At 69.2% G+C, this 24,884-nt stretch carries 30 protein-coding genes and 2 tRNA genes; 13 read left to right on the forward strand and 19 right to left on the reverse strand.

Annotated features, from left to right (window positions below):
• Position 1: 1 nt before the first annotated feature.
• From NDI79_RS09325 to NDI79_RS09350, 6 genes are all read right to left on the reverse strand, one after another.
• Complete coding sequence (locus tag NDI79_RS09325; protein WP_310928200.1) at positions 2 to 727, reverse strand: 50S ribosomal protein L2; 726 nt, start codon at positions 725 to 727, stop codon at positions 2 to 4.
• Positions 728 to 729: 2 nt separating this feature from the next.
• Entirely contained in the window at positions 730 to 981 is a 252-nt protein-coding gene (locus NDI79_RS09330) for a 50S ribosomal protein L23 (RefSeq protein ID WP_310924429.1), read from the reverse strand.
• Between the two features lie 58 nt (positions 982 to 1,039).
• Positions 1,040 to 1,786 (reverse strand): 50S ribosomal protein L4, encoded by a 747-nt coding sequence (gene rpl4p, locus NDI79_RS09335; protein WP_310928201.1) that lies wholly within the window; start codon positions 1,784 to 1,786, stop codon positions 1,040 to 1,042.
• Between the two features lie 3 nt (positions 1,787 to 1,789).
• On the reverse strand, positions 1,790 to 2,806 hold the full coding sequence (locus NDI79_RS09340; RefSeq protein WP_310924427.1) for a 50S ribosomal protein L3: 1,017 nt from the start codon (positions 2,804 to 2,806) through the stop codon (positions 1,790 to 1,792).
• A gap of 4 nt (positions 2,807 to 2,810) precedes the next feature.
• Positions 2,811 to 3,644, reverse strand: coding sequence for an RNA methyltransferase (locus tag NDI79_RS09345; RefSeq protein ID WP_310928202.1), 834 nt, complete (start codon positions 3,642 to 3,644; stop codon positions 2,811 to 2,813).
• Positions 3,645 to 3,814: 170 nt separating this feature from the next.
• Positions 3,815 to 4,183 carry a hypothetical protein gene (locus tag NDI79_RS09350; protein ID WP_310928203.1) on the reverse strand — a complete coding sequence of 123 codons (369 nt, stop codon included), beginning with the start codon at positions 4,181 to 4,183 and terminating at the stop codon, positions 3,815 to 3,817.
• Positions 4,184 to 4,387: 204 nt separating this feature from the next.
• Here NDI79_RS09350 and NDI79_RS09355 point away from each other — a divergent pair.
• From NDI79_RS09355 to NDI79_RS09365, 3 genes are all read left to right on the forward strand, one after another.
• Positions 4,388 to 4,458 (forward strand) — tRNA-Gly (locus tag NDI79_RS09355).
• 242 nt (positions 4,459 to 4,700) lie between these two features.
• A tRNA-Gly gene (locus tag NDI79_RS09360) sits at positions 4,701 to 4,771 on the forward strand.
• Between the two features lie 361 nt (positions 4,772 to 5,132).
• On the forward strand, positions 5,133 to 5,363 hold the full coding sequence (locus tag NDI79_RS09365) for a YrhK family protein (RefSeq protein ID WP_310928204.1): 231 nt from the start codon (positions 5,133 to 5,135) through the stop codon (positions 5,361 to 5,363).
• A gap of 155 nt (positions 5,364 to 5,518) precedes the next feature.
• On the opposite strand, the gene NDI79_RS09370 is transcribed toward NDI79_RS09365, so the two are convergent.
• Genes NDI79_RS09370 through NDI79_RS09380 form a run of 3 tightly spaced genes read right to left on the reverse strand, consistent with a single transcriptional unit; the run spans position 5,519 to position 7,292 of the window.
• Positions 5,519 to 5,788, reverse strand: a complete 270-nt coding sequence (locus NDI79_RS09370) for a hypothetical protein (RefSeq protein ID WP_310928205.1) — start codon at positions 5,786 to 5,788, stop codon at positions 5,519 to 5,521.
• Between the two features lie 45 nt (positions 5,789 to 5,833).
• Positions 5,834 to 6,175: a DUF7130 family rubredoxin-like protein gene (locus tag NDI79_RS09375; RefSeq protein WP_310928206.1), complete on the reverse strand. Its 342-nt coding sequence runs from the start codon at positions 6,173 to 6,175 to the stop codon at positions 5,834 to 5,836.
• Positions 6,176 to 6,218: 43 nt separating this feature from the next.
• Positions 6,219 to 7,292: a YihY/virulence factor BrkB family protein gene (locus NDI79_RS09380; protein WP_310928207.1), complete on the reverse strand. Its 1,074-nt coding sequence runs from the start codon at positions 7,290 to 7,292 to the stop codon at positions 6,219 to 6,221.
• An 83-nt stretch (positions 7,293 to 7,375) separates the two neighbouring features.
• Here NDI79_RS09380 and NDI79_RS09385 point away from each other — a divergent pair, with 83 nt between their 5' ends.
• From NDI79_RS09385 to NDI79_RS09395, 3 genes are all read left to right on the forward strand, one after another.
• A complete protein-coding gene (locus NDI79_RS09385) occupies positions 7,376 to 7,693 on the forward strand; it encodes an MTH1187 family thiamine-binding protein (RefSeq protein ID WP_310928208.1) in 318 nt (105 codons plus the stop codon).
• Between the two features lie 72 nt (positions 7,694 to 7,765).
• Positions 7,766 to 8,710, forward strand: a complete 945-nt coding sequence (gene mch, locus NDI79_RS09390; RefSeq protein ID WP_310928209.1) for a methenyltetrahydromethanopterin cyclohydrolase — start codon at positions 7,766 to 7,768, stop codon at positions 8,708 to 8,710.
• On the forward strand, positions 8,707 to 9,189 hold the full coding sequence (locus tag NDI79_RS09395; protein WP_310928210.1) for a double winged helix-containing putative transcriptional regulator: 483 nt from the start codon (positions 8,707 to 8,709) through the stop codon (positions 9,187 to 9,189). Before mch ends, NDI79_RS09395 begins: the two co-directional genes overlap by 4 nt.
• 18 nt (positions 9,190 to 9,207) lie before the next feature.
• Here the strand turns inward: NDI79_RS09395 and NDI79_RS09400 are convergent, their stop codons facing one another.
• The 4 genes from NDI79_RS09400 to NDI79_RS09415 all read right to left on the reverse strand — a co-directional run bounded on the left by NDI79_RS09400 (position 9,208) and on the right by NDI79_RS09415 (position 14,239).
• Positions 9,208 to 10,506, reverse strand: a complete 1,299-nt coding sequence (locus NDI79_RS09400) for a M48 family metallopeptidase (RefSeq protein ID WP_310928211.1) — start codon at positions 10,504 to 10,506, stop codon at positions 9,208 to 9,210.
• Positions 10,507 to 10,584: 78 nt separating this feature from the next.
• Positions 10,585 to 11,760, reverse strand: coding sequence for a GIY-YIG nuclease family protein (locus NDI79_RS09405; RefSeq protein WP_310928212.1), 1,176 nt, complete (start codon positions 11,758 to 11,760; stop codon positions 10,585 to 10,587).
• 105 nt (positions 11,761 to 11,865) lie between these two features.
• The gene (locus NDI79_RS09410; protein WP_310928213.1) at positions 11,866 to 13,479 is read right to left on the reverse strand and encodes a GTPBP1 family GTP-binding protein; all 1,614 of its coding nucleotides are present in this window, start codon (positions 13,477 to 13,479) and stop codon (positions 11,866 to 11,868) included.
• 172 nt (positions 13,480 to 13,651) lie between these two features.
• The gene (locus NDI79_RS09415) at positions 13,652 to 14,239 is read right to left on the reverse strand and encodes a J domain-containing protein (RefSeq protein ID WP_310928214.1); all 588 of its coding nucleotides are present in this window, start codon (positions 14,237 to 14,239) and stop codon (positions 13,652 to 13,654) included.
• Between the two features lie 107 nt (positions 14,240 to 14,346).
• Here NDI79_RS09415 and NDI79_RS09420 point away from each other — a divergent pair, with 107 nt between their 5' ends.
• Positions 14,347 to 14,556, forward strand: coding sequence for a hypothetical protein (locus tag NDI79_RS09420; protein ID WP_310928215.1), 210 nt, complete (start codon positions 14,347 to 14,349; stop codon positions 14,554 to 14,556).
• A 41-nt stretch (positions 14,557 to 14,597) separates the two neighbouring features.
• Positions 14,598 to 14,795 carry a hypothetical protein gene (locus NDI79_RS09425; protein WP_310928216.1) on the forward strand — a complete coding sequence of 66 codons (198 nt, stop codon included), beginning with the start codon at positions 14,598 to 14,600 and terminating at the stop codon, positions 14,793 to 14,795.
• A gap of 41 nt (positions 14,796 to 14,836) precedes the next feature.
• Here the strand turns inward: NDI79_RS09425 and pyrF are convergent, their stop codons facing one another.
• The gene (gene pyrF / locus NDI79_RS09430) at positions 14,837 to 15,673 is read right to left on the reverse strand and encodes an orotidine-5'-phosphate decarboxylase (protein WP_310928217.1); all 837 of its coding nucleotides are present in this window, start codon (positions 15,671 to 15,673) and stop codon (positions 14,837 to 14,839) included.
• A 72-nt stretch (positions 15,674 to 15,745) separates the two neighbouring features.
• Between pyrF and NDI79_RS09435 the strand changes: the two genes are divergently transcribed.
• Positions 15,746 to 17,443, forward strand: a complete 1,698-nt coding sequence (locus NDI79_RS09435) for a PAS domain-containing sensor histidine kinase (protein WP_310928218.1) — start codon at positions 15,746 to 15,748, stop codon at positions 17,441 to 17,443.
• A 25-nt stretch (positions 17,444 to 17,468) separates the two neighbouring features.
• Here NDI79_RS09435 and NDI79_RS09440 read toward each other — a convergent pair whose 3' ends face one another.
• Positions 17,469 to 18,140, reverse strand: a complete 672-nt coding sequence (locus NDI79_RS09440; protein WP_310928219.1) for a DUF3267 domain-containing protein — start codon at positions 18,138 to 18,140, stop codon at positions 17,469 to 17,471.
• A 114-nt stretch (positions 18,141 to 18,254) separates the two neighbouring features.
• Positions 18,255 to 19,802 carry an amidohydrolase gene (locus tag NDI79_RS09445; RefSeq protein ID WP_310928220.1) on the reverse strand — a complete coding sequence of 516 codons (1,548 nt, stop codon included), beginning with the start codon at positions 19,800 to 19,802 and terminating at the stop codon, positions 18,255 to 18,257.
• A 423-nt stretch (positions 19,803 to 20,225) separates the two neighbouring features.
• Here NDI79_RS09445 and hmgA point away from each other — a divergent pair, with 423 nt between their 5' ends.
• Positions 20,226 to 21,452, forward strand: coding sequence for a hydroxymethylglutaryl-CoA reductase (NADPH) (gene hmgA, locus NDI79_RS09450; RefSeq protein WP_310928221.1), 1,227 nt, complete (start codon positions 20,226 to 20,228; stop codon positions 21,450 to 21,452).
• A gap of 13 nt (positions 21,453 to 21,465) precedes the next feature.
• Here the strand turns inward: hmgA and NDI79_RS09455 are convergent, their stop codons facing one another.
• Entirely contained in the window at positions 21,466 to 21,813 is a 348-nt protein-coding gene (locus NDI79_RS09455) for a hypothetical protein (RefSeq protein WP_310928222.1), read from the reverse strand.
• Between the two features lie 198 nt (positions 21,814 to 22,011).
• Here NDI79_RS09455 and NDI79_RS09460 point away from each other — a divergent pair, with 198 nt between their 5' ends.
• Both NDI79_RS09460 and NDI79_RS09465 read left to right on the forward strand, forming a co-directional pair.
• Complete coding sequence (locus tag NDI79_RS09460) at positions 22,012 to 22,209, forward strand: hypothetical protein (RefSeq protein WP_310928223.1); 198 nt, start codon at positions 22,012 to 22,014, stop codon at positions 22,207 to 22,209.
• 105 nt (positions 22,210 to 22,314) lie between these two features.
• Complete coding sequence (locus NDI79_RS09465) at positions 22,315 to 22,497, forward strand: hypothetical protein (RefSeq protein ID WP_310928224.1); 183 nt, start codon at positions 22,315 to 22,317, stop codon at positions 22,495 to 22,497.
• A gap of 23 nt (positions 22,498 to 22,520) precedes the next feature.
• On the opposite strand, the gene NDI79_RS09470 is transcribed toward NDI79_RS09465, so the two are convergent.
• Positions 22,521 to 23,048, reverse strand: a complete 528-nt coding sequence (locus tag NDI79_RS09470; protein WP_310928225.1) for a DUF5817 domain-containing protein — start codon at positions 23,046 to 23,048, stop codon at positions 22,521 to 22,523.
• A gap of 82 nt (positions 23,049 to 23,130) precedes the next feature.
• Between NDI79_RS09470 and NDI79_RS09475 the strand changes: the two genes are divergently transcribed.
• Positions 23,131 to 23,472 (forward strand): cupin domain-containing protein, encoded by a 342-nt coding sequence (locus tag NDI79_RS09475; RefSeq protein ID WP_310928226.1) that lies wholly within the window; start codon positions 23,131 to 23,133, stop codon positions 23,470 to 23,472.
• Between the two features lie 112 nt (positions 23,473 to 23,584).
• On the opposite strand, the gene icd is transcribed toward NDI79_RS09475, so the two are convergent.
• Complete coding sequence (gene icd / locus NDI79_RS09480) at positions 23,585 to 24,847, reverse strand: isocitrate dehydrogenase (NADP(+)) (protein ID WP_310928227.1); 1,263 nt, start codon at positions 24,845 to 24,847, stop codon at positions 23,585 to 23,587.
• Between the last annotated feature and the right edge of the window lie 37 nt (positions 24,848 to 24,884).

Consider the following 24,884-nt stretch of genomic DNA (forward strand, 5'->3'; position numbering starts at 1 on the left):
TTCAGTTGCCTCCCTTACCGCCGCGGCCGGTGCGCTTGGAGGCGATGTCGCCGACCTTGCGCCCCGGCGGCGCGTTGCGCGAGACGGACTTCGGGCGGCCGGGGTGCTGGCGGCCGCCGCCGCCGAACGGGTGGTCCACCGCGTTCATGGCGACGCCGCGCACGCGCGGCCACTTGATGCCTCGCGCCTTCATCTTGTGGTGTTTGTTCCCGGCCTTCACGAACGGCTTCTCCGTCCGGCCGCCGCCGGCGACCACGCCGATGGTGGCGCGGCACTGCGGGTTGAGGCGCTTGACCTCGCCGGACGGGAGCTTCACGACGGCGACGCGCCGGTCGTGGGTCAGCAGTTGGGCGCTGGTGCCCGACGCGCGGGCGAACTTGCCGCCGTCGCCGACCTGCCGCTCCACGTTGCACACCGGGACTCCTTCCGGAATCTCGGCGAGCGGGAGCGTGTTCCCGGGTTTGATCTCCGCGGAGACGCCGACCTGAATCGTGTCGCCGACCGCGACGCCCTCGGGTGCGAGGACGAGCCGCTGGTCGTCGTCGTCGAACTCGACGGCCGCGACGGGCGCGCTGCGGGCCGGGTCGTGTTCGATGTCGACGATGGTGCCGGAGATCGTCTCCTCCTGTGCGTTCTTGTGCGAGAGTTCGGCCTTGTAGCGGTGCGACGGCGCCCGGAAGGTGGGCGAGCCGCGTCCGCGACGTTGGCCTTGAATTCGTCGTCCCATTGTTAGAACACCCCAATTCGCGACGCGACTTCCTGCGCGTCGTCGTCCTCGGAGAGTCGGACGGTTGCCTTCTTGGTGCCCTTCGGCGTCACCTGCGTGTTGACCTTCTCGATGGACACCTCGTAGCGCGATTCGAGCTCCTCGACTATCTCGGGCTTCGCCGCGTCGAGGTCGACGAGGAACTGGAGCTTGTTGTCGAAGTCCATCTCGTTCATCGCCTTCTCGGTGACGAGCGGGTGGCGAACGACGCTCATCGGTCGTCACCTCCGGTGACGACCGTGAGATCGTCGCGCGCAGTGCGTGCGACGGAAATCATCGGTCGGCCACCTCCTCGATGGCGCTCTCGGTGAACACCGTGAGGCGGCCGGCGTGCGTGCCGGGCGCCAGTTCCTCGGCGCTGACGTTCGCCGCGGTGGCGACGTCGACGCCGGCGAGGTTGCGAGCCGCCTTCGACGGCTCCGAGCTCGTGACGAAGAGGATGGACTTGGGTCGCGTGTACTTGCGACCGCGGGCCTTCCCCTGCCCGGCGCGGACGCGCTTGTTTTCGTCGGAGTGCTCGACGTCGGCGTAGACGCCGAGCGCTTCGAGCAGCGAGACGACCTCCTTGGTCTTCACCAGGTCCTCGAAGTCGTCGGAGACGACGAGCGGCAGTTCGAGGCCCTCCTCGAAGCGGTGGCCGCGTTCGGCGACCAGTTCGGGGTCCGTCGTGGCGGCGAGCGCCGAGCGGACCGCGAGCTTTCGCTCCTTGTCGTTGATGTTCTTGCCCTGTTCCTTCGACGCCTTCGGCGGGTGCGCCTTGCGACCGCTGACGGCGTGGGGAACGCGGCGAGCGCGGCCGTTCTCACGGGGGTCGTGAGACATGCCGCGACCGCTGCCCAGCGATTCGGCCGGGGTGCGCATCCCCGCGTAGGGGTCTGCTCCGTACGCCTGCTTGCCGTTTGCCTGCGCGGCGAGGACGGCGCGCTTGATGAGGTCCGGCCGGTAGGCCGTCTCGAAGACCTCGGGGAGGTCCAGCGTGCCGGCGTCGTCGCCGTTCAGGTCTCGGATTGTTGCCTGCATGAGTTATCCCTGGTTCGATGCGGTGGAGACGAAGCGCACCTCGGGGTCGAGGCGCGGTTGGTCGTTCGGCCGGATGGCCGGGCGGAACCGCAGGAGGCGCTTGTCGGGGCCCGGGAGGGAACCCTTCACGAGCGCGTGCGGACCGTCGACCTCGCCGTAGCCGACGTAGCCGCCGTCGACCGAGGCCTCGTCGCCGTCGCCGATGTCGACGAGGCGCTTGTTGAGTTCGGTCCGCTGGTGGTAGCCCGTCTGACCGAGTTGCGGGACGGTCGAACGGACGCGGGAGGGGTTCCACGGGCCGAGGTTACCGATGCGGCGCCGCCAGCCCTGGCGGGCGTGCTTGCCCTTCCGCTTCTGGACGCCCCATCGCTTGACGGGGCCCTGCGTGCCTTTCCCCTTCGTGACGCCGGCGACGTCCATGTACTCGCCGGCGCGGAAGACGTCCGACATCGCGTGCTCGCCGCCCTCTCCGACGAGGTCGAGGGCGAAGTCGACGCGCTCGTCGAGCGAACCGCCGCCGACGCGCGTCTCCATGATGTCGGGCTTCTTCTTGGGGATGTTCTTCATCCCTGCCGGGACGGTGTGGGTGATGACGCGGACGTCGTCGACCTCGCCCGCTTCGAGCGCGGAGCGCAGGTCGTCGGCGTCGTCGTCGAACGTGTCCTCCGAGGGGAGGTCGAGTGCTCGGTCGAGGTTCTCGTCGAACTCCGACGCCCACACTTCGGTCAGGGGCTTGGTACCGTACGGCGTGTCTTCGTAGGCTCGAAGGGCGACGGCGCGCATCGGCGGCGTCTCGACGACGGTCACGGGGACGGCCTCCTCCATCCCTTCGCGGGGGGAGTTGGACTCGTCGTTGACCATCATCACTTGGGTCATTCCGGCCTTGTAGCCGGCGAACCCTTGCAGCGCCGGTGACCCGTCGTCGTCGGGCCACGACTTGATGCGTGGGACCTCCTTGGCCGCACGCGTGCGCGGGCCGTAACCCATCGAACCCTTACGTGGTCTGCTTGGTTGTGGCATGTGTTCACTCCGTGAGTGTCAGGGACGCGAGGGAGGCGAACATCGCTTCCTCGGTTCGCACCACCTCGCTGCCCTGTCGCGGAATCGTATTGAGCCAGAGGTCGAACCCCGGACCGTCCCCGGGTTCGACTGTGACCTCCTCGGCGTCCACGCCGAGGATGTCCGGAAGCCCGCGGCCGGGCGACCCGAAGGCGACGGTTGCTCCCCGCTCGATTCGCGGGGAGAGTTCCGCCAGCCTCGGCAGCGTCAGCGGCTCTCCGTGCCGGGACGTCGCGATAGTGACGCCCGCGTCGGAGCGGCCGATGGCTTCCTCGAGGTCCGTGCGGGCGATGGAGAACCCCGGAACGGGCTCGTCCACGATCCGCGCACGGACCGGTTCTCGCGAAGAGATCCTGATGGCGACGCGTTCCCCCTCTTCTAGCTCCGTACCGGACGGAGCGTAGAGGGAGACCGGGTGTTGCAGTCCGCAATTGACCCGAACGCGACCTTCAGGTCCGACCTCGGTCACGATTCCCTGTTGTAACGACCCCGAACCGTTCGATTCGGAGCCGGTCGTAGACGAGACGAGGAGGGGCGGTAAGACACCGACGTACTGCAGTTCGTCGCGGTGCCCCCACACCTCCTTTCGGAGGTAGGGGGGCGTGGCGGCGTATCGCAACACCGTCTCGACGAACTCGCCTCCCCACCGGTTCTCGCCTTCCCGGTCGGGGAAGACGACGAGCCGGTCCGCCCGAAACACCGTCGCCGCGCGGGCGACGTAACCGAGTTTGCGAGTGGCCTCGCGTTTGTCCTCGGCTTCTCGGACGACGGAAGACGGCACGAGTACGCTCAGTGTCATACCGGTCCCTTCGTCGTCACGTCTAGACTGTACCGCTTGTACCGGATGCCTCCGTAAAAGGGTAGCGACTCGTAGCCGACGTTGTGAGGGCGTGACACTCCCGGGAACGGGAGTTTCGCGGTTAAACGTCCGTGAGATTCGTCACCGAGGACGGTACGTCGCCGTGCCGCCTACGGCGCCGTCGCCGGGCGGTCCTTCCGGCCGCCGTCCGCCTCCGCGCTCGCCCCCGCCTCCTCGATTTTCGTCTGACCGAACTGCACCGCCTTCGAGTTCACCGCGTCGAGTTCGACGTCCAGCGAGCCGTCCCCGCCGACGAAGCGGTACTCGCCGCGGGGGACCACGCGCACTCGCCCGAACGCGCCCGGCCCCCGGACGATGTCGTGGCTCCCCGAAAACGCCGGATGCGAGACGTGCACCCGGTCGCGTTCGACCCGGTACTCGGCTCCCTTCCCGCAACTGATGGCGGCGCGGATCAGCTGCTTCATCGCGTCGTCGTCGCCGTCCCGGTACAGTTCGCCGATGCGGGTTTCCAAGTTCATACCGACCTGGACGCCGCTCGCGCGGATAGCGCTTGGCCCGTCGTGGTTAGGGATTTCTAATCGGACTGTCCGCGCCGCCGACCCGTCCGTTCCGTCGACCGTTTCGTGGGTGTCACCCCCACGCCATCGCTCGATTTGGGACGTTTCGCAAGCCTTATCAATCGACCTCGCGTTACGATTTATTGTAGTCGCACGCCGCGACGGGCGCTGGTAGTGTAGTGGTATCACGTGACCTTGCCATGGTCACAACCTGGGTTCAAATCCCAGCCAGCGCACTTCTCTGCAACTCATCCTTCGAGCGCCGAGTCTCGTCTCGGCGCGGTACTCGTGAGTGGCAACGTGTCTACGCGCCCGCGCACGCGAAGATAAAACACCTGGCTCCAACGACGACGGTGTTCACGTCGACTGCCTGTCGTTTGCAGTATCTGTTTCGCATACGCACGCGAGGAGACGAGCCGTGTCTTATTTGTACTGCCCTCGCGTTCGTTGGAGTGACGCGGGAGCGACCCGCCGGCACGCGCTGGTAGTGTAGTGGTATCACGTGACCTTGCCATGGTCACAACCTGGGTTCAAATCCCAGCCGGCGCACTTCTCTGCGACTCTTCCCCCTTCGAGCGCCAAGTCTGTCTCGACTCGACGGACAGTCGCGAGGCGGTCAGGTAGCGATACGCTGGCGGAGGGCGACACCGTGATGGTTCACCACACGCTCACCGGAACGCACGAGTGTTCTTCGGTCGGGTTCCGCCGACGACCGCACCGCCGAGAAGCGCGCGTTCGTCGGCACGGCGACGCTCCGCCGGTAACTCGTCTTCGGGTTCTCGACGGCCCTCCGCACCGACCCCGACTCGCGCCGCGGGCGATACGCGACCGACGCCGAACCGCACCGGCGCGACCCGCTTCCGCCACAACGAAGTTGAATCCGGCTCCGCAACGTCGCGGTGAGGAGTTGGTGACGACGACAATGCTCACGGACGCGTTGAAAACGCTTTTTCACGACTACGAATGGGTCCACCTCGGCCTCGGGCTGATCGGAAACGTGCTGTTCTTCGTCGGGAGCGTGTTCTTCCTGTACGAACCGCTGAAGCGCCTCGGCATCTACGCCTTCATCGTCGGGTCGTTCCTGATGCTGGTCGGGTCGGTCGGACAGGCCGTGGTGAGGTACGAATCGAACGACCCCTGAGCGGTCGCTCGCGGACGGACGCTCTCACCTCTTCCATCGAAGCGTCGGCCGGCGACGCCGACGGTAGCTCTCGGCGGATTCCTCGAGACTCGGAGCGTCGCCTCCGACAGGGCGGGTCCGGCGGGTCGGTCTCGACGCCGGATATCGCCGTTTCGCTACTCCCCGTCGTCGATGGCCAGCCCGAGCGTCCCCGCCGTCTCCACGCGCGTCAGTCCGTCCGTCTCGCAGAGTGCGTCGACGTTCGGTTCGGGAACCGAGACGAGCAGCGACCCGAGTTGCAGTTCGCGCTCGACGGTTCCGTCTACGTCGTCGAGCGCCGCCTCGAAGTCCGAGCGCTCGGCGCCGTCGAGTTCGACGACGAGGGCGGCCGTCTCGCCTTCGAGGGGGTCCTCGCGCATCCGTCGGACCGGGTGGGAGAGATACACACCGCTCGTTCGCTCGTCCTCGGAGAAAACCGTTCGCGTTCCGCGTCAGTCTTCGACCCGGTACGCGAGCGACTCGCGGCCGGCCGAGCAGTCGGGACAGTACGTCGGGAGCGCCGTCAGCGGCCCCGTCTCGCCGCAGTCCAAGCAGGACCAGACGAGGTACGACTCGCCGAAGTACCCGTCCGCGAGGCGTCGGTTCGGGAGGGTGACGCGGGGAAGGGCGGCCCGCGAGGCGGTCGTAGCGCTGGTCTCGGGGGTCCCGGCGGTCGGGTCCGCGTCCCGGACGGTCGGGTCGGGGTCGACGACGGCGAGTCGGAGGGGGGCCGTCGCGGGGGCGTGCGCCGAGGTGTCGGTCGTTCGTTGCGTCGCGCGTGTTCGTGCTGCCATGCGGAATGTACGCCCGCTGAGAGCTTAACCTCGCTAGGAGCGGTCACTCCTCGGCGGGCGACCACCGGAGTTCGACGGTCACCGCACCGCCCGGCAGGAGGCGGAGCGAGTCGGTGTCGGTGACGACTTCGTCGGGGACGGGAACGGCTATCTCCTCGTCGTCGACGACGACGACCACCTCCTCGGCGTCGTGGAGGCGCTTGTCCAACTGCTCGATTGCGTCGACGAGTTCCTCGCGGGAGACGGTCCGCCCGTGCCGCTTCGCCTCGGGCGGGATACCCCCGAAGACGGGTTCGATGTTCACGTCGCTGCTGCGGTTCGAGAGGACGGCGTTGACGGCGGCGCCGAGGAGGACGACGAGGCCGCTGAAGTACAGCCACGTCAGGAGGACGAGCACGCCCGCGACGACGCTGCTGTCGGGCGAAGTGCTGGAGTAGGAGGTGTACAGGTCGAACAGCGACTCGAAGACGGTGAGACCGACCGCGGCGGTGAACGTCCCCGGGAGGATTTCCGCGACGCCCACGTCCGTGTCGGGGAAGACGTAGTACATCGGGAACAGCGCGAGCGCTAGTCCGCCGACCAGGAACGCGCGGCCGACGACCCATCCGAGCATCGGCGAGGAGACGGAGCCGACCACGTCGTGGACGACGGACCCGACGACGAGGACGACGCCGAACGTCCCGAGGACGAGGACGCTGTCGCGGAGTTGGTCGGCGAGCGTGTTCGACGCCTCGGACTCGTAGATGTCCGAGAAGGCGGTGTCGAGGCCGCGGAAGATACGCAGCGTCCCCCACAGGAGGACGGCGCCCCCGAACAGCGAGACGCCGGTCGACTGGCTGGACCGCGTCATCTCCGCGAAGAACTCCTCGCGCGTCCCCTCGGTGAGGACGACGCCCGCGAGCGTCCGCACGCTCTCGTCCAACGCCTGATTCCCCGTCGCCGCGGCCAGCGCCAGGAGGAGCAAGAACAGCGGAAGGAGAGAGACGAACGCGTGGTAGGCGATGCTGCCCGCCATGAACGTGAGTTTCTCGGCCCGCACTTCGTGGACCAACGCCCGGAGGAGCGTGACGGTCCGCCCGACGTACGGCGCGTCGGTCAACGACTGTCGCAAGTTCATGTGAGTGGAACTATCCGTCCGAGAGAAAAACGCTGACGGCGTCCGGGCGTACCGTTTTGTCCCGCGGGCGCGACGGGACGCGTATGACAGTCATCGCGCTTCTGAGCGTCGCGCCCGTCGTCGAGGACAGCATGTCCGGCGAGGTGGCGAAGGCCGTCGCCGCACTGGACGACTTCGACGTCTCCTACGAGACGAACCCGATGGGGACGGTGATCGAAGCCGAGGACATCGACACCCTGCTGGACGCCGTCGGCGCGGCGCACAAGGCCGTCGACGGCGACCGGGTGAGCACGTTTCTGAAGATAGACGACAAGCGGACCTCCCGGCAGACGGCCCGGGACAAAGTGGACGCAGTGGAGGAGCACCTCGGACGGGAGGCGAGGAGAGAGCGCGAGGAGTGAGACGAGACGCGCCCGCCGGCCCGGTGCTCTCCGACTGCCAACGTCTTTAGGAGGTCACGACCAACCGACCCCATGGACTCCATCAATCGCATGGCCATCGAACTCGTCGACGAGGCCATCGACTTCGCCGACGAACTGCGGGTGGACGTGTACGAACTCGACTCGGGGGCGACGGTGCTGGACTTCGGCGTCGACGCCGAGGGCGGCATCGAGGCGGGGATGCTCCTCGCGGAGGTAGAGACGGCCGGCCTCGCCACGATTCAGGCGGCGATGGACGACGTGGCGGGCGCCCCGACCCCCCGCATCGAACTCCAGACGGACCACCCCGCCCTCGCCCTCCTCTGCTCGCAGAAGGCCGGGTGGGAACTCGAGTTCGACGACCCGCCGTTCGAGGGCCTCGGCTCCGGCCCCGCCCGCGCCCTCGTCGCCGAGGAGGACGAGTTCCACGCCGTGGAGTACTTCGACGAGTTCGACCTCACGGTCCTCGGCGTCGAGAGCATCGACCTCCCGGGCGACCGGGTGGCCGAACACGTCGCCGACATGGCCGGCATCGAACCCAGCGGCGTCTTCCTGCCGACGTACGCGACGGGGTCGCTCGTCGGAAGCGTGACGACGGCCGCGCGGGTGTGCGAACTCGCCATGTTCCGCCTCTTCGAACTCGACTACGACCCGCGGAACGTCGTCTCGGCGTTCGGCTCCGCCCCCCTCGCACCCGTCAGCTACGACGAGGGCGTCGCCATGGGCCGGACGAACGACGCCCTCGCCTACGGCGGCGAGGCGCACCTCACCGTCACCGAGGACTCCGACGTGTTCGACCGGGTGGCCTCGACGGCCGCCGACGAGTACGGCGTCCCGTTCCAGCAGATATTCGAGGAGGCGGGCTGGGACTTCTACGACATCCCCGAGACGGTGTTCGCCCCCGCGAAGGTCACCGTCGACGTGGTGAACGGGCCGACGTACGTCCACGGCGAGACGGACGAGGAGCTGCTGGCGGAGTCGTTCGACATCCGGTCGTGAAGTTCAAACTCGTCCCCGAACCTCCGGACGAACTCGATTTCGTCGCGGACGCTCAGCGCGCCGTCCCCCTCGTTCCGGGGTCGGAGGACGACTGCTGCGCTCGGCTGATGCGGCGGCTGGACCTCCCGAGCCGAGACGTGGCGCGGACGTGGCTCACCTTCCTCCGGGCCGTGGAGTTGGCCGAGGAGACGGCGGACGGGAGCTTCGTCCGCCTGCAACGGGAGCCGACGCACCTCCGCGAAGCCTTCGAGCGACGCGTGTACGGCGCGAGCGACGCGCTCGACGCGCTCTCGGACGAACCGAAGACGGTCGCGGACGTGTTCGAGGGGTTCGACGAGCGAGTGCCGGCCTGGGAGCGACACCGGGCCGTCGAGAACTGGCGGGATATCTGGACCGAGCGGGTCGGGCGGATACTCGACTGGCTGGTCCTCTTGGACCTGGCGGAGCGACGCGACGGCGGCTACGTCGCCGCCGGATAGCGAATCGACCGCTCCTCGCTACGCGCTGCTCGCCGGCCCCGACGGTCCCTCGTTCTCCTCCGATTCGCCCTCGCCGCTCCGCTCGCGCAACCGCCGCATCCGCTCGGGAATCGGCGGGTGCGAGTAGTGGAACGCCGCGTACCACGGGTGCGGGAACGGATTACTCAGGTTCTCGCCCGCCAGCGTCGCCAGCGCCCGCGTCATCGACTCGGATTCGCCCATCACCCGCGCGGCGAAGTCGTCGGCCTCCCGTTCGTGCGCCAGCGACAGTCGGTTCGTCAGCGGCGAGACGAGCGAGAACAGCGGTCCGACGTAGAGCAGACCGACGGCCAGCGCGGCGTAGGTCACCTCGGGTAGACCGAACGCCGCGTACACCCACTGCGAGGTGGTCACCCACCAGAGGAACGCGAACGCGAGTCCCGTCTGCGCCGCCGAGGCGCCGAGTTGCTTCCAGATGTGCCCGCGCTTCCAGTGGGCGAGTTCGTGCGCCAGCACCGCCTGCACGGAGTCGCGGTCCATCTGCTCGACCAGCGTGTCGAACAGCACCACCCGCTTCGTCCGCCCGAAGCCGACGAAGTAGGCGTTCGAGTGCGAGGAGCGGCGGCTGGCGTCCATCTCGTACACCTGCTCGCACTCGAAGCCGGCGCGGTCGAACACGTCGTCGACGGCGTCTCGGAGCGGCCCCGACTCTATCGGCTCGAAGTCGTTGAACAGGGGGGCGACGAACCGCGGGTAGACCACCATCATCAGGAGCGAGAAGCCGACGACGACGGCCCACCCGGCGACGGGCCACAGCGTCGGCAGGCGGTCGACGACGAACAGGACGACGCCGCCGAGGGCGGCCGCGAGGGCGGCCGAGAGGACGACGCCGACGAGGAAGTCGCGGAGCCACAGCCGAGGCGTCTGATTGTTGAACCCGAAGCGCTCCTCGAGGACGAACGTCTCGTAGAGGTCGAACGGCGCGCCGAACAGGCGCGCGAGGACGCCGGCGGCGACGAGGAGGGCGACGCCCTGCGCGACGGGCGGAAGACCCGTCTCGGCGAGCGCTGCGACGACGTCGCCGAACAGGCCGGAGACGACGACGGCGAGAACGGCGACGACGCCGAGCCACGACTGCAGTCTGGAGACCACCGTCTTCGAGCGCTGGTAGGCCAGCATCCGCTCGGGGTCGTCTACGCCGAGCGTCTCGCGCACCCACGAGGCGGACTCGCGGACCGCGCGAGCGCCGTGTCTGAGGTTCAACGCGTCCAGCGCGGTGAAGAGGACCTGCGTCCCGACGAGGAGGGCGACCAGCGAGAGCGCCGCTTGCGACACCATGCCACGAGAGTGGGCGCGACGACGGTTAAGCGCCCCGTCGCGGCGACGCCCGACTACCGACGCGGTTCGCCGTCCGAACTACTCCCGCCGCCGTGGGGTGACGCCCGCCCGCGGTAACGCGGCCGACCCGGCGGACTGAGACGGCCCGTCCGCGTCGACTCGCTCGAAGGTGACGCGTCCCTCCGGGAGGGACGCCTCCGTCACCTCGTAGCCGGCGCGGAGCCACGCGCTCGCGTGGGGGTGCGACGCCTCGTCGTTCGTCCACCAACGGCGCCACCGGCGCGCCTCCGTCGGCAACCGCGCTTCGATGACGACCTCCAACTCGGCGAACGAGCGCTCCACCCGGTCGCGCTCGTGTTCGACGAGGTAGTCGTACAGCGCCGCGAACTCGCCCGCCGGACGGTCGGTCGAGGGCGTCGCGCTCCGGCCGTCTCGCGGGCGCTCCGGTTCGACCGGTTTCGGCTCGAACCCCTCCGCCGTCAGTTCGCTCGGGTCGGGCGTCGCCGAATCGGACTCGTCCCGTTCGGACTGCTCGGACCCGGACCGCTCCGTCTCGAACCACGCCTCGTCGGGGTCGCTCGCCGAGTCCCCGCCGGCCGACCGCGCGGCCCCCGACGGTTCGATTGGGTCGGGTTCGGCGTCCCCGTCGTCGGGGACGGGGGCGCCCCCCGCTCCCGCCTCGGATTTCGATTCGGCCTCGGTCGCCCTCGCCTCCGGTTCGGGGGGTTCTCTTTCTCCCTCTCCGTCCGCTCGGTCGCCGTCCCCGCCGGTCCGGTTCCACGCGGGGTTCAGCGCCGTCACGAGGTCGTCTTTGATGATGCGTCGGAGCGCGCGGTTCTCCTCGTCGCTCCCGGCGAAGTCGTCCGTCGCGTGGAGGTGCACGGACACTCGCTCGCCCGCCCGGACGGCGTGGAAGATGGCCGTGTTCAGCCGGCAGTTCGTCCCGCCGCCGCCCTCGAAGCAGTCGGCGGGCGAGATGGTCCCGTACCCGTTGGCGAACTTCGCGTAGAGGTCCTGCGTCTCGCCCACGTACGTCACCTCGTCCTCGACGGCGAGGACGTACACGCCCGGTCGGTGGGTCCCCTCGTCGGGGACGCCGAACGCGCAGAACGGCCCCCAGCCGTGGTCGTGAACCGCCTTCTCGTCTCGCTTCGCGTACTCGGGTTGCGGGACGACCACCTTCGGGACTCCCGCGTCGGTCCGGTCGGGGTCGATGTCGCAGACCCGCCCGAACTCGTACCCACTCAGTTCCATGGGAGCCGTCTCGGCGGCAGCGACAAAAGCTTTCAGAAAAGATTACAGTCTCTGATAATTAAGAGTATGCGAATCGGGAGGGTTCCGGAGCCGTCCGTCGGGTTCTCAGTCCCCGTGAATCTCGGTCACGGTGCCGACGCCCTTCGAGCTCCCCTCGCGGAAGACGAACCGCTGGCCCTCCTCGACGAGGTACGGGCGGAACTTGAACTCCACCGTCGCCTTCCCGGTGTCGCCCGGCAGGAGTTGGCCGCCCTCGGGGCGGAAGACGACGGCCTCGCTCACGGTTTCGAGGTGGACGACGGGTTCGTACCCCTCGCGGATGCGCGTCGGGTGGTTCAACACCATCACCTCCGCCTCGAACGACCGCACGGGCGTCGGGTCGGCGTCGCCCGGCAGGAGCGCCATTCCGCGCTCTATCTCGGACTCCTTGACGCCCTTCAGGGCGATGCCGACGATGCGCCCCGACTTCGCCTGGTCGACGCGGTGGTAGTGCATCTCGATGGAGCGCACCTCCACGTCGCGGAACGACCCGTCGGGCATCGGCCCCACCTTGAGTTCGTCGCCCGCCTCGACGCTGCCGGAGTTGACGGTTCCCGAGGCGACGGCGCCGACGCCGGTGACGGAGTACGTCCGGTCGATGTACATCCGGAAGTCCTCGCGGGACTCCGCGTTCGTCTTCGGGAGGTTCCGGAAGAACGAGTCGAGGTGGTCGAGCCCCTCCATCGACACCGCGCTGGTCCGCAGGACGGGGACGACAGAGGAGCTTATCTCCTCGACGGCCGCGTCGACGCCGTGACGGTCGACGCGCAGGGGCGTCCGACCCACGTCGCGCAGGAGGCGTTCGACCTCGCGTTCGACCTCCTGCACGCGGTCCTCGCTCACGGCGTCCACCTTCGTCAGGGCGACGACGGTGGGCAGTTCCATCGCGAGGAGGATGCCGAGGTGCTCGCGCGTCGTCTTCGTCGGCCCGTCGTCGGCGGCGACGACGAGCAGTCCGTAGTCGAGTCGCTGGCCGACCAGTCCCCGAATCGTCGTCCGGAGCCACGGTTCGTGCCCGACGGTGTCGACGAAGGAGACCAATCGGTCCGACTCCTGGACGACGCGGGCGCGGTCGGACTTCCGGTGGGGGTTCCTCAGGTGGACCGCGTCGTCGCCGTCGAAGCCGTAGACGGCGTAGGAGAGGTCCGCCGACAGGCCGCGTTCGACCTCGTGGGGTTGCACGTCGAGGAACCCGCGCGTGCTCCCCTGTCCGTTGTCGGCCTGCCCGGTGACGAGCGACCCGACGAGCGTCGACTTCCCGTGGTCGACGTGTCCCGCCGTCCCGACGACGATGTGGTCGTCGTCCGCGTCGAGGGCGGCGCCCTCCCGCACGGTGGCGACGCCGACGAGTCCGCGGGAGGCGTCGTCGCCGACGCCCCACGTCTCCACGTCCTCGATGTGCGCGTCCGCCTCGTCGGCGAGGATGGAGAGCACGTCCATCGACTCGGAGAACTCGTCGGGCGCGATGCCCGCGATGCCGCCGTCGTCCGTGACGCCGACGACGTACGTCGCCGTGCCGTCGCCGGAGAGGACTCGGTGCCGGAGTTGGGCGGCCAGACTCTCCAACCGCCCGTCCGCGAGGTGGACGGCGCGGGAGAGCCGCTCTTTGAACTCGATGTTGCCGCCCTCCTCCTCGCCGCGCTCGAGGGCCTCGTTCAGCGCGGCCCGGTCAGCGCTCATGGACGCGGATATGAGAGGACCGAGTAAAACCCTTTCCGTGCATGATATTCAGTATCACAGTAGGGATATTACGACTATAGCGCCGACGCGGCTGTTTTCGCGGTGGCGTGAGACTGCCAGCCACGGAAAAGGACAACGGCGCGACGGGACGCGTCCGGTTTCGTCTCACCCGTCACTCCGAGAGTCGTTCGTACGCCCGGTTCACGCGTTTGAACTCCTCTTGGCTCCCCGACTCGGTGTCGGGGTGAACCTCCTTCACCTTCGAGCGGTAGGCGTCTTTCACCTCGGCGGTCGTCGCCGACGAGGAGAGGCCGAGCGTGCGGTACGCCTCCGCCGGGGAGAGCCGACTGCTCGCCGCCTCCCCCGCGGCCTCGCGGGAGCGGCGCCGGCGCCCTCCTCCGCGCCGTTCGCGCCGCCCGCGCCGCCCGGCGCCTCCGGCCGCCCCGCCGGGTCCGTTCGGACCGCCGGCCCCCGCCCCGTCGGCGGCCGAGCGACGGCCGGGGCCGAACCCGCGGAAGTCGTTCGGGCCGCGGGCGGCGGCGCCGTCGTCGCTTCGGGCGCGCCCGCGCCGGGTCTGACTCCGGCGAATCCGCTCTCTGAACCGCCCGCTGGCGTGCTCCCACATCAGGTACGCCGCGAGGACGAACGGGACGGCGACGACGAGAAAGAACAGTTGGTAGGCGAAGCCGAGAACGACGAGAAGCATGGAGATGCCCGCGAACACCGCTGCAAGCCCCAGTACGAGCGTGTCACGGTCCACGCTCGGGCTTAGGTTCGCAGGACCGTAAGCGTCTCGCCGCCCCTTCGACCGGCGGCCGCGTCCGGTCGCCCCCAAGACGTAGATACCCCCCGCGCGTACCGCCGCGTATGAGCCTCTCGGGACTCTGTCAGATCTGCGAGTCGAACGAGGCCGAACACACCTGCGCGCAGTGCGGGACGCCGGTGTGCGAGAAGCACTACCAGCGCGACAAGAGCCTCTGCACCCGGTGCGTCGAGCAGTCCGGACGCGACGACGTCGTCAACCCGGACCCCGACTCCGGCCCGGGCGTCGACGACGACGACGTTCACCGCATCTGACCGGCGCAACGACTACCCGCTTCGGCGACCTGCGTACGGACGTGACGGAACCGACGCAGACCGACGGGTCGGACGAGACGGCCGGGTCCGCCGGAGCGGAGACGGGGAGCACGACCGAATCCGAACGGGAGCCGGGGTCGGAGTCGGCACCGAAGCGCGAGTGTCCGGCCTGCGGGGACCGCTTCGAAGACGGAGCCGAATACCGCGACCACCTCTTCTCGGTCGGACTCGTCTACTGAGTTCGACTCCTCGGGAACCGAGACGCCGACCCTCGAAAGAACTACTCGTCGGCGTCAGCGTCGGCGCCGGCCGCCCCGCGATACTGATTCAGCCGCCGCTTCAGTCGGCGGGCCGCCTCGCCCGCCGCGCCGGCGAACTTCTCTCCGCGGTCCTCGCCGGCGAAGATGATGCCGCGCGAGGAGTTCACGAGGCCGATACCGTTAGCCAGACCGAACTCCACGGCCGCCTCGGCGTCGCCGCCCTGCGCGCCGACGCCGGGGACGAGGAAGGGCAAATCGGGCACCTGCTCCCGTATCGACTCCAACTCCTCGGTCGCCGTCGCGCCGACGACCAAGCCGACGTTGCCGTGCTGATTCCACAGGTCGGCGAGCGCGGCGACGCGTTCGTACACCTTCTCGCCCGAGTCGAGTTCGAGGTCCTGTAGGTCCCCGCCGCCGGGGTTGGAGGTGCGACAGAGGACGAACACGCCCTTCTCTCCTCTATCGAGAAACGGTTGCAGGGAGTCTCTGCCCATGTACGGGTTCACCGTGATGGCGTCCGCCTCGTCCAGCAGTTGCGCGTACTGGCGCGTGGTGTTGCCGATGTCGGCGCGCTTGGCGTCGAGGAGGACGGGCACGTCCTTCCCGTGGGCGTACGCGATGGTCTCGCGGAGCGACCGCCAGCCGTCGGCGTCCTCGTAGAACGCGGCGTTGGGCTTGTAACAGGCGGCGTGCTCGTGCGTGGCGTCGATGATGCGGCGGTTGAACGCCCACTGCGGCAGGTCCTTTTCCTGCAAGTGCTCCGGGATGCGCGAGCGGTCGGCGTCGAGGCCCACCGAGACGACGCTGTCGACGCGTTCGATGCGGTCGGCGAGGCGGTCGAAGAACGCGGTAGTCATCGGCTGACCTGCGCGCGCGGCCGCCGAGAAAGTTCCCCTTCGCCCCGATAGATTCAATACCGCGTTCGTGATATGTCACCCGAAACGATTGTGTCGGAGCGAGAGCACGGGAAGTCCCGGCGGGACGACGGAGGGTCGACACCGGAGGCACCGGATTCGCTCGCGGTCCTCGTCGTCGGTTCGAGAAGCGCACGCGCGCGTCCGCCCGGAGGCGGCGGGACGGCCGACGCGCTTCGGACGCTCGGATTCGCGGTGACGGAGACGGCTCTCGATGCGGAGACGGACCCGGACGCGGGAGACGCCGGCCGCCTCGCCAGTGACGAGGCAGAGGGCGGCGCCTTCGACTGCGTCGTCGTGGCGGTTGCGGACGCGACCGCCGGCCCGTCCGAGTCGCCCGATTCGCTCGACGCCGCCGGCGTGCTCGACGCCCTCGACCGCCTCTCGGCCGTCGCCCCCGTCGTCCTCGTCGGCGGCGACGCGGCGGACGCCGCCGCCGCGTTCGAGGCCGGCGCCGCGGAGTTCGTCCCGACGGCGAACGCGGCCGACCTCGCCGTCCTCGACGCTCGCGTACGCAACGCCGCCGCTCGCTCGGAGGCCGCGCGCCTCCGGGAAGAGCGGGAGACGCTCGCCACGGACCTCTCGCGGGAGCGCGGCCTGCTGAACGCCATCTTCGAGACGGTGCCGGCGCACCTGTACGTGAAGGACCGCGAGGCGAGACACGTCCGGGTGAGCGAGGCGTACGTCGGCGACCCCGGCCGCTTCCTCGGCAAGACCGACTACGACGTCGTCCCCGACGAGACGTCGCGGGGGACGTACGAGGACGACCTGCGGATCATGGAGACGGGCCAACCGCTGTTCGACCAGGAGGAGCCCATCGTCCCCGCGGACACGACGTTCTCGATGAAGTCGCTGCTCGAACGGCACGGCGAGGCCGGCGACACCGTCACGGGCGATTGGGTGCTCACCTCGAAGGTACCGTGGCGCGACGCCGACGGCGAGGTGGTCGGACTGGTCGGCTTCTCCATCGACATCTCCGACCGGAAGGCCGACAGACGCCGGCTCGAACGGCAGAACGAGCGGCTCTCGGAGTTCGCGGACGTCGTCAGTCACGACCTGCGCTCGCCGCTGAACGTCGCGCGGGGCTACCTCGGACTCCTCGGAGAGACCGTGGAGGGTGAGACGGCCCGGTCGCACCTCCAACGGGTCGAGGGCGCCCACGAACGGATGGACGAACTCATCGAGGACGTGCTGACCCTGGCCCGACAGGGCGCGGTGGTCGCCGACCCGACTCCGACGCGCGTCGCGGACGTGGCGGCCGCGGCGTGGCGGAGCACGACCACCGACGGGGCGACGCCGGCTATCGAAACGGGTGACGCGACGGTTCTCGCCGACCCGGGGCGCCTGCGCGCCCTGTTCGAGAACCTGTTTCGGAACAGTGTGGAGCACGGCTCCACAGGCAACCGGAGTTCCTCCGGCGACAGCGTGGAACACGGTTCCGCGGGCGACGACCTCACCGTCACCGTCGGACGGACCGACGGGGGATTCTACGTCGAAGACGACGGTCCCGGCGTCCCCGAGTCCGAGCGAGCGGCCGTCTTCGAGGCCGGCCACACCTCCGCCGCGGCCGGCACCGGGTTCGGTCTGGCCATCGTGAAGCGCATCGCCGAGGCCCACGGCTGGTCGGTGGCACTGACCGAGAGCGAATCGGGCGGCGCCCGCTTCGAGTTCGCCGCCGAACATCCGGCGGGAGCGGTCGACGGCGGCGGGTGACGAACCGAAGCGCCGGGTCGACCGCTCAGGACTCCGTGTTCGAGTTCGAGTCCGAGTTCGATCCCGGTTCGAAGACGTACGAGTGGCGCATATCGCTGTCGTAGAGGAGCGTCCCCTCGGGCAGTCCCGAGAGGAACCACAGCAGGTAGAGGTCGCCGGCGGCCCCCGCCGTGTTGAACACGAGGCCGACGAACGCCGCGTACGCGACGAGGGGAGCGGGGACGAACAGGAGGACGAGAAAGAGGGCATCGAGGACGAGCAACGGGGCGACGGCGACGTAGCGGACCTCCTCGGGGCGCTGAAACTGGTGGAACGCGCCGGCGTACGCCGCCCCGAGGAAGGGGGCGAGGCCGTAGCTGACGTCGTAGCCGAAGCGCCGGTAGACGAGGCCGTGGACGTACTCGTGGACGAGAACGGTGGCGACGACGACGCCGGCGGCGACCCCGAAGGCGAGGCCGAGGCGGAGCGTGGCGACGAACCCGTCCGGCGTCTCCTCGAAGACGAACAGGGCGTCGTAGACGGCCGCCCCCTGCGCGAACGTCAGCACCGCGCCGAACGCGAGGAGGCCGGCGACGGTCAGCGCGACGGCGATACCGGCCAGCGCCGGCACCGAGTAGTCGAACGTCGTCGGGTCGCGGTAGCCCGCGGGCGTCGCCGGAACCAGCGCGTCGTCCGGGTCGTACTCGCTCTCGGGCATCGGTCAGGTCGCCCCCGTCCGCGAGTCGTCAGTTCCGCGCACGCGGACGGGAGGGGCCGAACCGACTTCGGTGTTTCCCGGACCCCGCCGGCCCGGTTCGCGCCCCGCACTCCGCTACGTGCCGTCGTGGACGACCTCACCGCCGACGACGGTCGCCGAGACGTCGATATCCCGTATCGAGTCGGCCTCCCACGGCGACTCGGCCAGCACCGTCAGGTCCGCGGCCTTCCCGACTTCGAGCGTCCCCAATCGGTCCTCGTCGAACCCGGCGTACGCCGCGCCGGCGGTGTACGCGCGGAGGGCGTCCGTGACGCTCAGTCGCTGCTCCTCCGCGGGGGCGTTCACCGCCCAGTGGACGCCGAGGAGGGGGTCGAGCGGCATGCAGTCGCTCCCGAACGCGAGGGGGACGCCGGCGTCCGCGAGGGCGGCGTAGCGGTTCGTCTCCGTCCGCCGGTCGCCGAGGCGCGAGGCGTACAGACCGCCCGCCTCGGCCCACTTCAGGAAGTTCGGCTGGACGGAGGCGACCACCCCCGAGTCGGCGAACCGCTCGATAGCTTCGTCGTCGGCCAGTTCGGCGTGTTCGATTCGGTGACGGCTCGCACCCGGGTTCCCGCAGGCCTCGTAGGCGTCGAGCACCGCGTCGACGGCCTCGTCGCCGATGGCGTGCGTCGACATCTGGAGGTCGTGGGCGTCCGCGCGGGAGACGATGTCGTCCAACTCGTCGGGGTCGACCACCCACGTTCCGGTCTCGCCCTCGTCGTCGCTGTACGGTTCGGACAGTTTGGCCGTCCGCCCGCCGAACGACCCGTCTGTGAACGTCTTTATCGCCCCCGTTCGGACCATCTCGCTGCCGTGGTTCGTCCGCAGTCCGGCGTCTATCACGCTATCGAGGTGGTCGGCCCAGTAGTTGATGCGGACGCGGAGGGTCAACTCGCCGGCGGCGTCCATCTCGCGGTACACCCGCGGTTTCCGCGAGTTGCGCGTCATGTCGTGGACGCCGGTGACGCCGCGTCCGTTCGCCGCCGCCTGCGCCGCGCGGAGCAGTTCCTCCGTCTCCGCGACGCCGGGTTCGACGGCTTCGAATATCGCGTCGACCGCCTCCTCGACGACGACGCCGGTGGGTTCGCCCCCCTCCGAGCGCACGTCGTCCGCGGGCATCTCGTCGCGGTGTCGGTCGAGGGCGACCGAGTTCAGGGAGACGACGTGCATGTCCTCGCGGAAGGCGGCGACGGGGCGGTCGGTCGCGACCGAGTCGAGGTCCGCGCGCGTCAAATAGCGCGACTCGGTCCACCCGCTCTCGTCGTAGCCGAAGCCGAGCACCCACTCGCCGCCTTCTCCTCCGCCGGATTCGAGTTCGTCCAGTCGGTCCCGGAGGCGGTCGAGACACTCGTCGGGTCCCGAGGCGCCCGACAGGTCGGCGTGGACGAGCGACTGACCGACCATCTCGAGGTGGGTGTGGGCGTCGACGAATCCCGGCAGCACCACGTCGCCCCCCAGGTCGAGCGTCTCCGTCTCGGTGCCGACGAGGAACTCTACGTCGTACGTCGTTCCGAGACGGGCGATGCGGCCGTCGCGGACGGCCATCGCCTCGTGCGTCTCGTCGGGGTCGCACAGCGTGTGTATCTCCCCGTCGAGGAGGACGAGGTCGGCGGCGTCGGTCATGTGTGGGCAGGTGACGGGGAGGAGCAAAACGGTTCGGGTGCCGGTATCGGTCTGAGGAGTCTTCGGTAACGGAGTCATCGCTACTGCCGACGGTTCCGAGGACACCTCGAAAGCCCCGACTCCAGCGAGTCGCCCCTTTCGGTCCAGCCCAACGATGGCAAGGCAGTCAGCCCACACAGGTGGGAATGAAAGGGGCTGCCACCTCGGCGAACCCGGACGACGTAAGCACCGAGCGAGCGAAGCGAGCGAGGCGCGCAACGAGTCCCGGGAGCCGAGGTGGCAGGGGCTTTCGATGTGTTCACGACTGCATTCGAGGCTACCACTCGAACCGCACCCACGCTCGAAACGACAACTGACACGACGAAGAGTAATCGCACGGAGAGGACCGATAACGGTTAGGAGAGTCGGGGAAAACCCACGGACATGACCGACGACACTCGCGCGACGGCCGAGGAACTCGCCGAACGCGTCCGGGACGGGGAGCTACGACTCCACGAACTCGAAGACCACGCCGACGCGGACGCGGCGGCGGCGGCCCGCCGACTGCTCGTCGAGGGACAGTCCGGCGCCTCCCTCGATAGCGTCGGCGACTACGGCTTCCCCGCCGCGGACGCCGACCCGAACATCGAGAACATGGTCGGCGCGGCGCAGGTGCCGATGGGCGTCGCCGGTCCCGTCGCGATTCGCGGCGGGAGCCTCGACGGCGAGCGCTACCTCCCCCTCGCCACGACGGAGGGCGCGCTGCTGGCGAGTGTGAACCGGGGTTGTTCCGTCCTCAACGACGCCGGCGGGGCGAACGCGCGCGTGCTGAAGTCCGGGATGACCCGCGCGCCCGTCTTCCGCGTCGCCGACGTGGTGGAGGCCGAGGCGCTGGTCGAGTGGGTGCGCGAAAACGAGGAGAAACTCCGCGAGGCCGCCGAGGAGACGACGAGCCACGGCGAACTCTCGGACGTGACGCCGTACGTCGTCGGCAGTTCCGTCTACCTGCGCTTCCGCTACGACACGAAGGACGCGATGGGGATGAACATGGCCACTATCGCCACGCGGGCCGCCTGCGACGTGGTCGAGGAGGCGACGGACGCCTCGCTCGTCGCCCTCTCGGGAAACCTCTGCTCGGACAAGAAGCCCGCCGCCATCAACGCGATAGAGGGCCGTGGACGTTCGGTCACCGCCGACGTGACGATTCCGCGAGAGGTGGTCGAAGAGCGTCTGCACACGACGCCCGAGGCCGTCGCGGAACTGAACACCAGAAAGAACCTCGTCGGGTCGGCGAAGGCGGCCAGCCTGGGGTTCAACGCCCACGTCGCCAACGTCGTCGCCGCGATGTTCCTCGCCACCGGGCAGGACGCCGCGCAGGTGGTCGAGGGCTCGAACGCCATCACGACGGCCGAGGAACGGGATGGGAACCTCTACGTCTCCGTCTCCATCGCCAGCCTCGAAGTCGGCACCGTCGGCGGCGGGACGAAACTACCGACGCAGGCCGAGGGGCTGGAGGTGCTCGGCGTCCGCGGCGGCGGCGACCCGGCCGGGTCGAACGCCGACGCCCTCGCGGAGGCCATCGCCGTCGGGTCGCTGGCGGGCGAACTCTCCCTGCTGTCGGCGCTCGCGTCGCGGCATCTCTCCAGCGCGCACGCCGAACTCGGGCGGTAACGACCCCTTCGAATCAGTCGGCGGTCGTCTCCCGCCGACCGCCGACCCAGGGGAAGACGAGCAAGCCCGTCCCGACGGCGAGGAGGCCGACGCCCGCGGCGAGGAGGAGGAGTTCCGACCCGAGAGCGACGCCGACGGCGAGCGCCATCCAACCGAGACCGGACAGCGAGAGGCCCGCGCCGCGTCGGCGTTGCCCCCGGACGAGGGCCGCCCCGGCGAGCGCGGTGTACCCCGCGAGGTAGGCCAACCCGGCGAGGACGAGGCGCCCGTCGAGGAGGGCGAGGGCGCCGCCGCCGACGAAGCACGCCACGACGAGGGCGCGCACGAGGACGCCGACGGGCGCCGGCAGCGAATCGGACATACGCGCCCGTGGGCCGCGTCCGGACAAAGCGTTTCGTTTTCCGCTCGGACCCGCTCCGTGGCCGCGAGCGAGGCTCCAGTTCCGCCGAATCGCCCACTTTCACCGCGCACCCATGGCTCGCCTTTACACTCGTGTCGGGTCTCTGTCGGAACACGTCCGCGGCGGCGCGACTCCCCCGCCGCCGCGGGCGGCCCCGTCATGTCCCCCCGAACGAACGCGCCAGCGGCCGCCGACGCTGGTACCGGTCCCCCCGACGCATCGTCCGACGCGCGTGCCGACGACGCCGCAGGCGACCCGGACGTCCGCGCGGCGACGCGCCTCCTGCGCCTCGTCAAACTCGCGACGGGGTCCGTCGTCTCCGTGCTGACGGCGCTGAAACTGCTCGGCCTGTTGTGAGCGCGCGGCGCGGGTCCTCGGACGCGGCTCCGCCCCCGATTTTTGTCCGTCGCGGACCGATCGTTTTAGGACGCGAAAACGACGATATTTTTTCATAAACTGTAGATGTACCGCCGAAAAGCGAAGTGGGGAATCGGCTCGCTCGCGCTGCTGCTCGCGCTCCTGTGGACGCTCTCGCCGTTCCTCGACGCCGTCCCCTACCGAGTCGGTCGAGCGGTCGTCGTCGCGGGCGCGCTCGCTTCCCTCCTGCTCGGGTACGTCCTCGTCTACGGACGGGGCCCGCGGTAGTCGACTCCGAAACCGCGCCCTCCTCAGAGCAGGCGGTACCGTCCGCGCGACTCCGACGCCTCGCCGCGACGCGTCAGTTTCTCCAGGACGTCCCGCGCCGCGTCGCCGGGGACCCCGCGCTCTTCCGCGTAGGCGACCACCTCCCCCTCCGTCGGGCGGTCGCCCTCTCGGACCGCCTCGCGGACCGCGTCGAGTCGGGTCGACGACGAGCGTCCCTCCATCGCCCGCTCACCCGCGGATTCGATTTCGGCGGCGTCGAGCCCGGAGCCTTCGAGGTACTCGGCGTCGTCGAGACCGGACTCCTCGATTCGCTCCTCCATCTCGGAGACGTGCGCCGTCTCGGCGAACGCCTCGCTGTCGCCGTGCTTCTTGGCGAGGAGGGCCGCCCGCGCCTGTCTGGCGGCGTCGTGGTCCTCGGTTTCGAGGAACGAGCGCAGTTTCTTCGTCTGGTGGGTCCGCCCGCACCGGGAACAGTTCGCCGTCTTCGACCGCTTCGGGTCGGTGATGATCCACATGTTGGCGCACTCCGAACAGCCGACCACCGCGTACATACCACCGCTTCCGCGTCGTCGGATTTGAACCTTGGCACCGCGCCGGGCGTACGCTTATCCCGGAGGGGGATGCAGACTTCCCATGGAACGCGTTTCCGCGGACGACGTCGAATCGGTCGAAGCGGTCCCGGACGTCCACCTCTCGGTGCTCGCCGGCGCCGAACGGATGAACGTCCAGCACTTCCGCATCGAACCCGGCGCGACGGTGCCCTCGCACGACCACGAACAGGAGCAGGTGGGCTACCTCACCGCGGGCGAACTCACCTTCGTCCTCGAAGACGAGGAAGTGGTCGTCCGCGCGGGCGACTCCTACGCCCTCGACAGCGAGGAGGTGCACGCCGCCGAGAACCGCGGCGAGGAGACGGTCGAGGGCGTCGACATCTTCAGTCCGCCGCGGACGATGGCCGACTGGGGGGACGAGTAGCCGCGCCGCTCGGCGGTCGAAACAAAGAGAAATCGAGGACCGACGACGGTTCGCTTACGCGGGTTCGTGGATGTCTTCGCGGCTCCGCCGCGAAGGCTCGAAGAGTTGGCCGTTAGGCCAACTCTTCGATGTTCTCGACGATCTTGTCGGCGAACTCGCTGGTGGCGAGCTTGTTGCCGCCCTCGATCTGGCGTTCGAGGTCGTACGTGACGTCGCCGTCGGAGATGGTCTGTTCGACGGCGTCGTGGACGAGTTGCTCGGCGTCGTCCCAGCCCATGTACTCGAACATCAGGCGACCCGAGAGGATCATCGCCGTCGGGTTCACCTTGTCCTCGCCCGCGTACTTGGGCGCGGAGCCGTGGACGGGTTCGGCGAGACAGCGCGCGTCGCCGAAGTTGGCGCCGGGCGCGATGCCGAGGCCGCCGATCTGAGCGCCCGCGGCGTCGGACATGTAGTCGCCGTTCAGGTTCATCGTCGCGATGACGTCGTACTGGTCGGTCCGCGTCAGGAGCTGCTGGAGCATGTTGTCCGCGATGCGGTCCTTGACGACGATCTTGTCCTCGGGCTGCTCGCCGTCGTGCTCCTCCCAGAGTTCGTCCTCGGTGATGGTCTCGTCGCCGAACTCCTCTTCGGCGAGTTCGTAGCCCCAGTCGCGGAACGCGCCCTCGGTGAACTTCATGATGTTACCCTTGTGGACGAGGGTCACCGTGTCGCGGTCGTTCTCGATGGCGTACTCGATGGACTGGCGGACGAGGCGCTTCGTGCCGAACTCGGTGATGGGCTTGACGCCGATACCGATGGGGCCGTCGTGCAGTTTGTCGCCGGCGTCCATCTCCTCGGAGAGGAACTGCTTGACCTTCTGGACCTCGTCGGTGCCGGCCTCCCACTCGATGCCGGCGTAGACGTCCTCGGTGTTCTCCCGGAAGAACACCATGTCCATCGCCTCGGGGTTCTTGACGGGCGACGGGACGCCGTCGAGGTGGTACGTCGGGCGGACGTTCGCGTACAGGTCGAGCTTCTGGCGGAGCGCGACGTTGAGCGAGCGGAAGCCGGCGCCGACGGGCGTCGTGAGCGGACCCTTGATGGCGACGTGGTGCTCTTTGATGGCCGATACGGTGTCCTCCGGGAGGTTCTCGTCGTACTTCTCGCGGGCGGACTCGCCGGCGTAGACGCGGAGCCACTCGATGGAGCGACCGGTCGCCTCGGCGGCGGCGTCGAGCACTTTCTGCGCGGCCGGGCCGACGTCCGTCCCGATACCGTCGCCGTGGATGATCGGGATGATCGGGTTGTCCGGAACCGACAGCTCACCCGTCTCCTCGTCGGCGACCGTGATCTTCTCCCCGTTCTCGGGAACGTCGATCTGATCGTAGCTCATGAACGGTTGCTCCTTCCCTCACCGGCGGTAAAGTACT

Origin of the sequence: Halogeometricum sp. S3BR5-2, assembly GCF_031624635.1 — an archaeon.
In the GTDB taxonomy this organism is placed as follows: domain Archaea; phylum Halobacteriota; class Halobacteria; order Halobacteriales; family Haloferacaceae; genus Halogeometricum; species Halogeometricum luteum.

Bases quoted from the DNA above. Each gene is read 5' to 3' on its own strand.
- NDI79_RS09325 (WP_310928200.1), bottom strand. From the start codon at position 727: ATGGGACGACGAATTCAAGGCCAACGTCGCGGACGCGGCTCGCCCACC.
- NDI79_RS09330 (WP_310924429.1), bottom strand. From the start codon at position 981: ATGAGCGTCGTTCGCCACCCGCTCGTCACCGAGAAGGCGATGAACGAG.
- rpl4p (WP_310928201.1), bottom strand. From the start codon at position 1,786: ATGCAGGCAACAATCCGAGACCTGAACGGCGACGACGCCGGCACGCTG.
- NDI79_RS09340 (WP_310924427.1), bottom strand. From the start codon at position 2,806: ATGCCACAACCAAGCAGACCACGTAAGGGTTCGATGGGTTACGGCCCG.
- NDI79_RS09345 (WP_310928202.1), bottom strand. From the start codon at position 3,644: ATGACACTGAGCGTACTCGTGCCGTCTTCCGTCGTCCGAGAAGCCGAG.
- NDI79_RS09350 (WP_310928203.1), bottom strand. From the start codon at position 4,183: ATGAACTTGGAAACCCGCATCGGCGAACTGTACCGGGACGGCGACGAC.
- NDI79_RS09375 (WP_310928206.1), bottom strand. From the start codon at position 6,175: ATGGCAGCACGAACACGCGCGACGCAACGAACGACCGACACCTCGGCG.
- NDI79_RS09380 (WP_310928207.1), bottom strand. From the start codon at position 7,292: ATGAACTTGCGACAGTCGTTGACCGACGCGCCGTACGTCGGGCGGACC.
- NDI79_RS09385 (WP_310928208.1), top strand. From the start codon at position 7,376: ATGACAGTCATCGCGCTTCTGAGCGTCGCGCCCGTCGTCGAGGACAGC.
- mch (WP_310928209.1), top strand. From the start codon at position 7,766: ATGGACTCCATCAATCGCATGGCCATCGAACTCGTCGACGAGGCCATC.
- NDI79_RS09400 (WP_310928211.1), bottom strand. From the start codon at position 10,506: ATGGTGTCGCAAGCGGCGCTCTCGCTGGTCGCCCTCCTCGTCGGGACG.
- NDI79_RS09405 (WP_310928212.1), bottom strand. From the start codon at position 11,760: ATGGAACTGAGTGGGTACGAGTTCGGGCGGGTCTGCGACATCGACCCC.
- NDI79_RS09410 (WP_310928213.1), bottom strand. From the start codon at position 13,479: ATGAGCGCTGACCGGGCCGCGCTGAACGAGGCCCTCGAGCGCGGCGAG.
- NDI79_RS09420 (WP_310928215.1), top strand. From the start codon at position 14,347: ATGAGCCTCTCGGGACTCTGTCAGATCTGCGAGTCGAACGAGGCCGAA.
- pyrF (WP_310928217.1), bottom strand. From the start codon at position 15,673: ATGACTACCGCGTTCTTCGACCGCCTCGCCGACCGCATCGAACGCGTC.
- NDI79_RS09435 (WP_310928218.1), top strand. From the start codon at position 15,746: ATGTCACCCGAAACGATTGTGTCGGAGCGAGAGCACGGGAAGTCCCGG.
- NDI79_RS09440 (WP_310928219.1), bottom strand. From the start codon at position 18,140: ATGCCCGAGAGCGAGTACGACCCGGACGACGCGCTGGTTCCGGCGACG.
- NDI79_RS09445 (WP_310928220.1), bottom strand. From the start codon at position 19,802: ATGACCGACGCCGCCGACCTCGTCCTCCTCGACGGGGAGATACACACG.
- hmgA (WP_310928221.1), top strand. From the start codon at position 20,226: ATGACCGACGACACTCGCGCGACGGCCGAGGAACTCGCCGAACGCGTC.
- NDI79_RS09455 (WP_310928222.1), bottom strand. From the start codon at position 21,813: ATGTCCGATTCGCTGCCGGCGCCCGTCGGCGTCCTCGTGCGCGCCCTC.
- NDI79_RS09460 (WP_310928223.1), top strand. From the start codon at position 22,012: ATGTCCCCCCGAACGAACGCGCCAGCGGCCGCCGACGCTGGTACCGGT.
- NDI79_RS09465 (WP_310928224.1), top strand. From the start codon at position 22,315: ATGTACCGCCGAAAAGCGAAGTGGGGAATCGGCTCGCTCGCGCTGCTG.
- NDI79_RS09470 (WP_310928225.1), bottom strand. From the start codon at position 23,048: ATGTACGCGGTGGTCGGCTGTTCGGAGTGCGCCAACATGTGGATCATC.
- NDI79_RS09475 (WP_310928226.1), top strand. From the start codon at position 23,131: ATGGAACGCGTTTCCGCGGACGACGTCGAATCGGTCGAAGCGGTCCCG.
- icd (WP_310928227.1), bottom strand. From the start codon at position 24,847: ATGAGCTACGATCAGATCGACGTTCCCGAGAACGGGGAGAAGATCACG.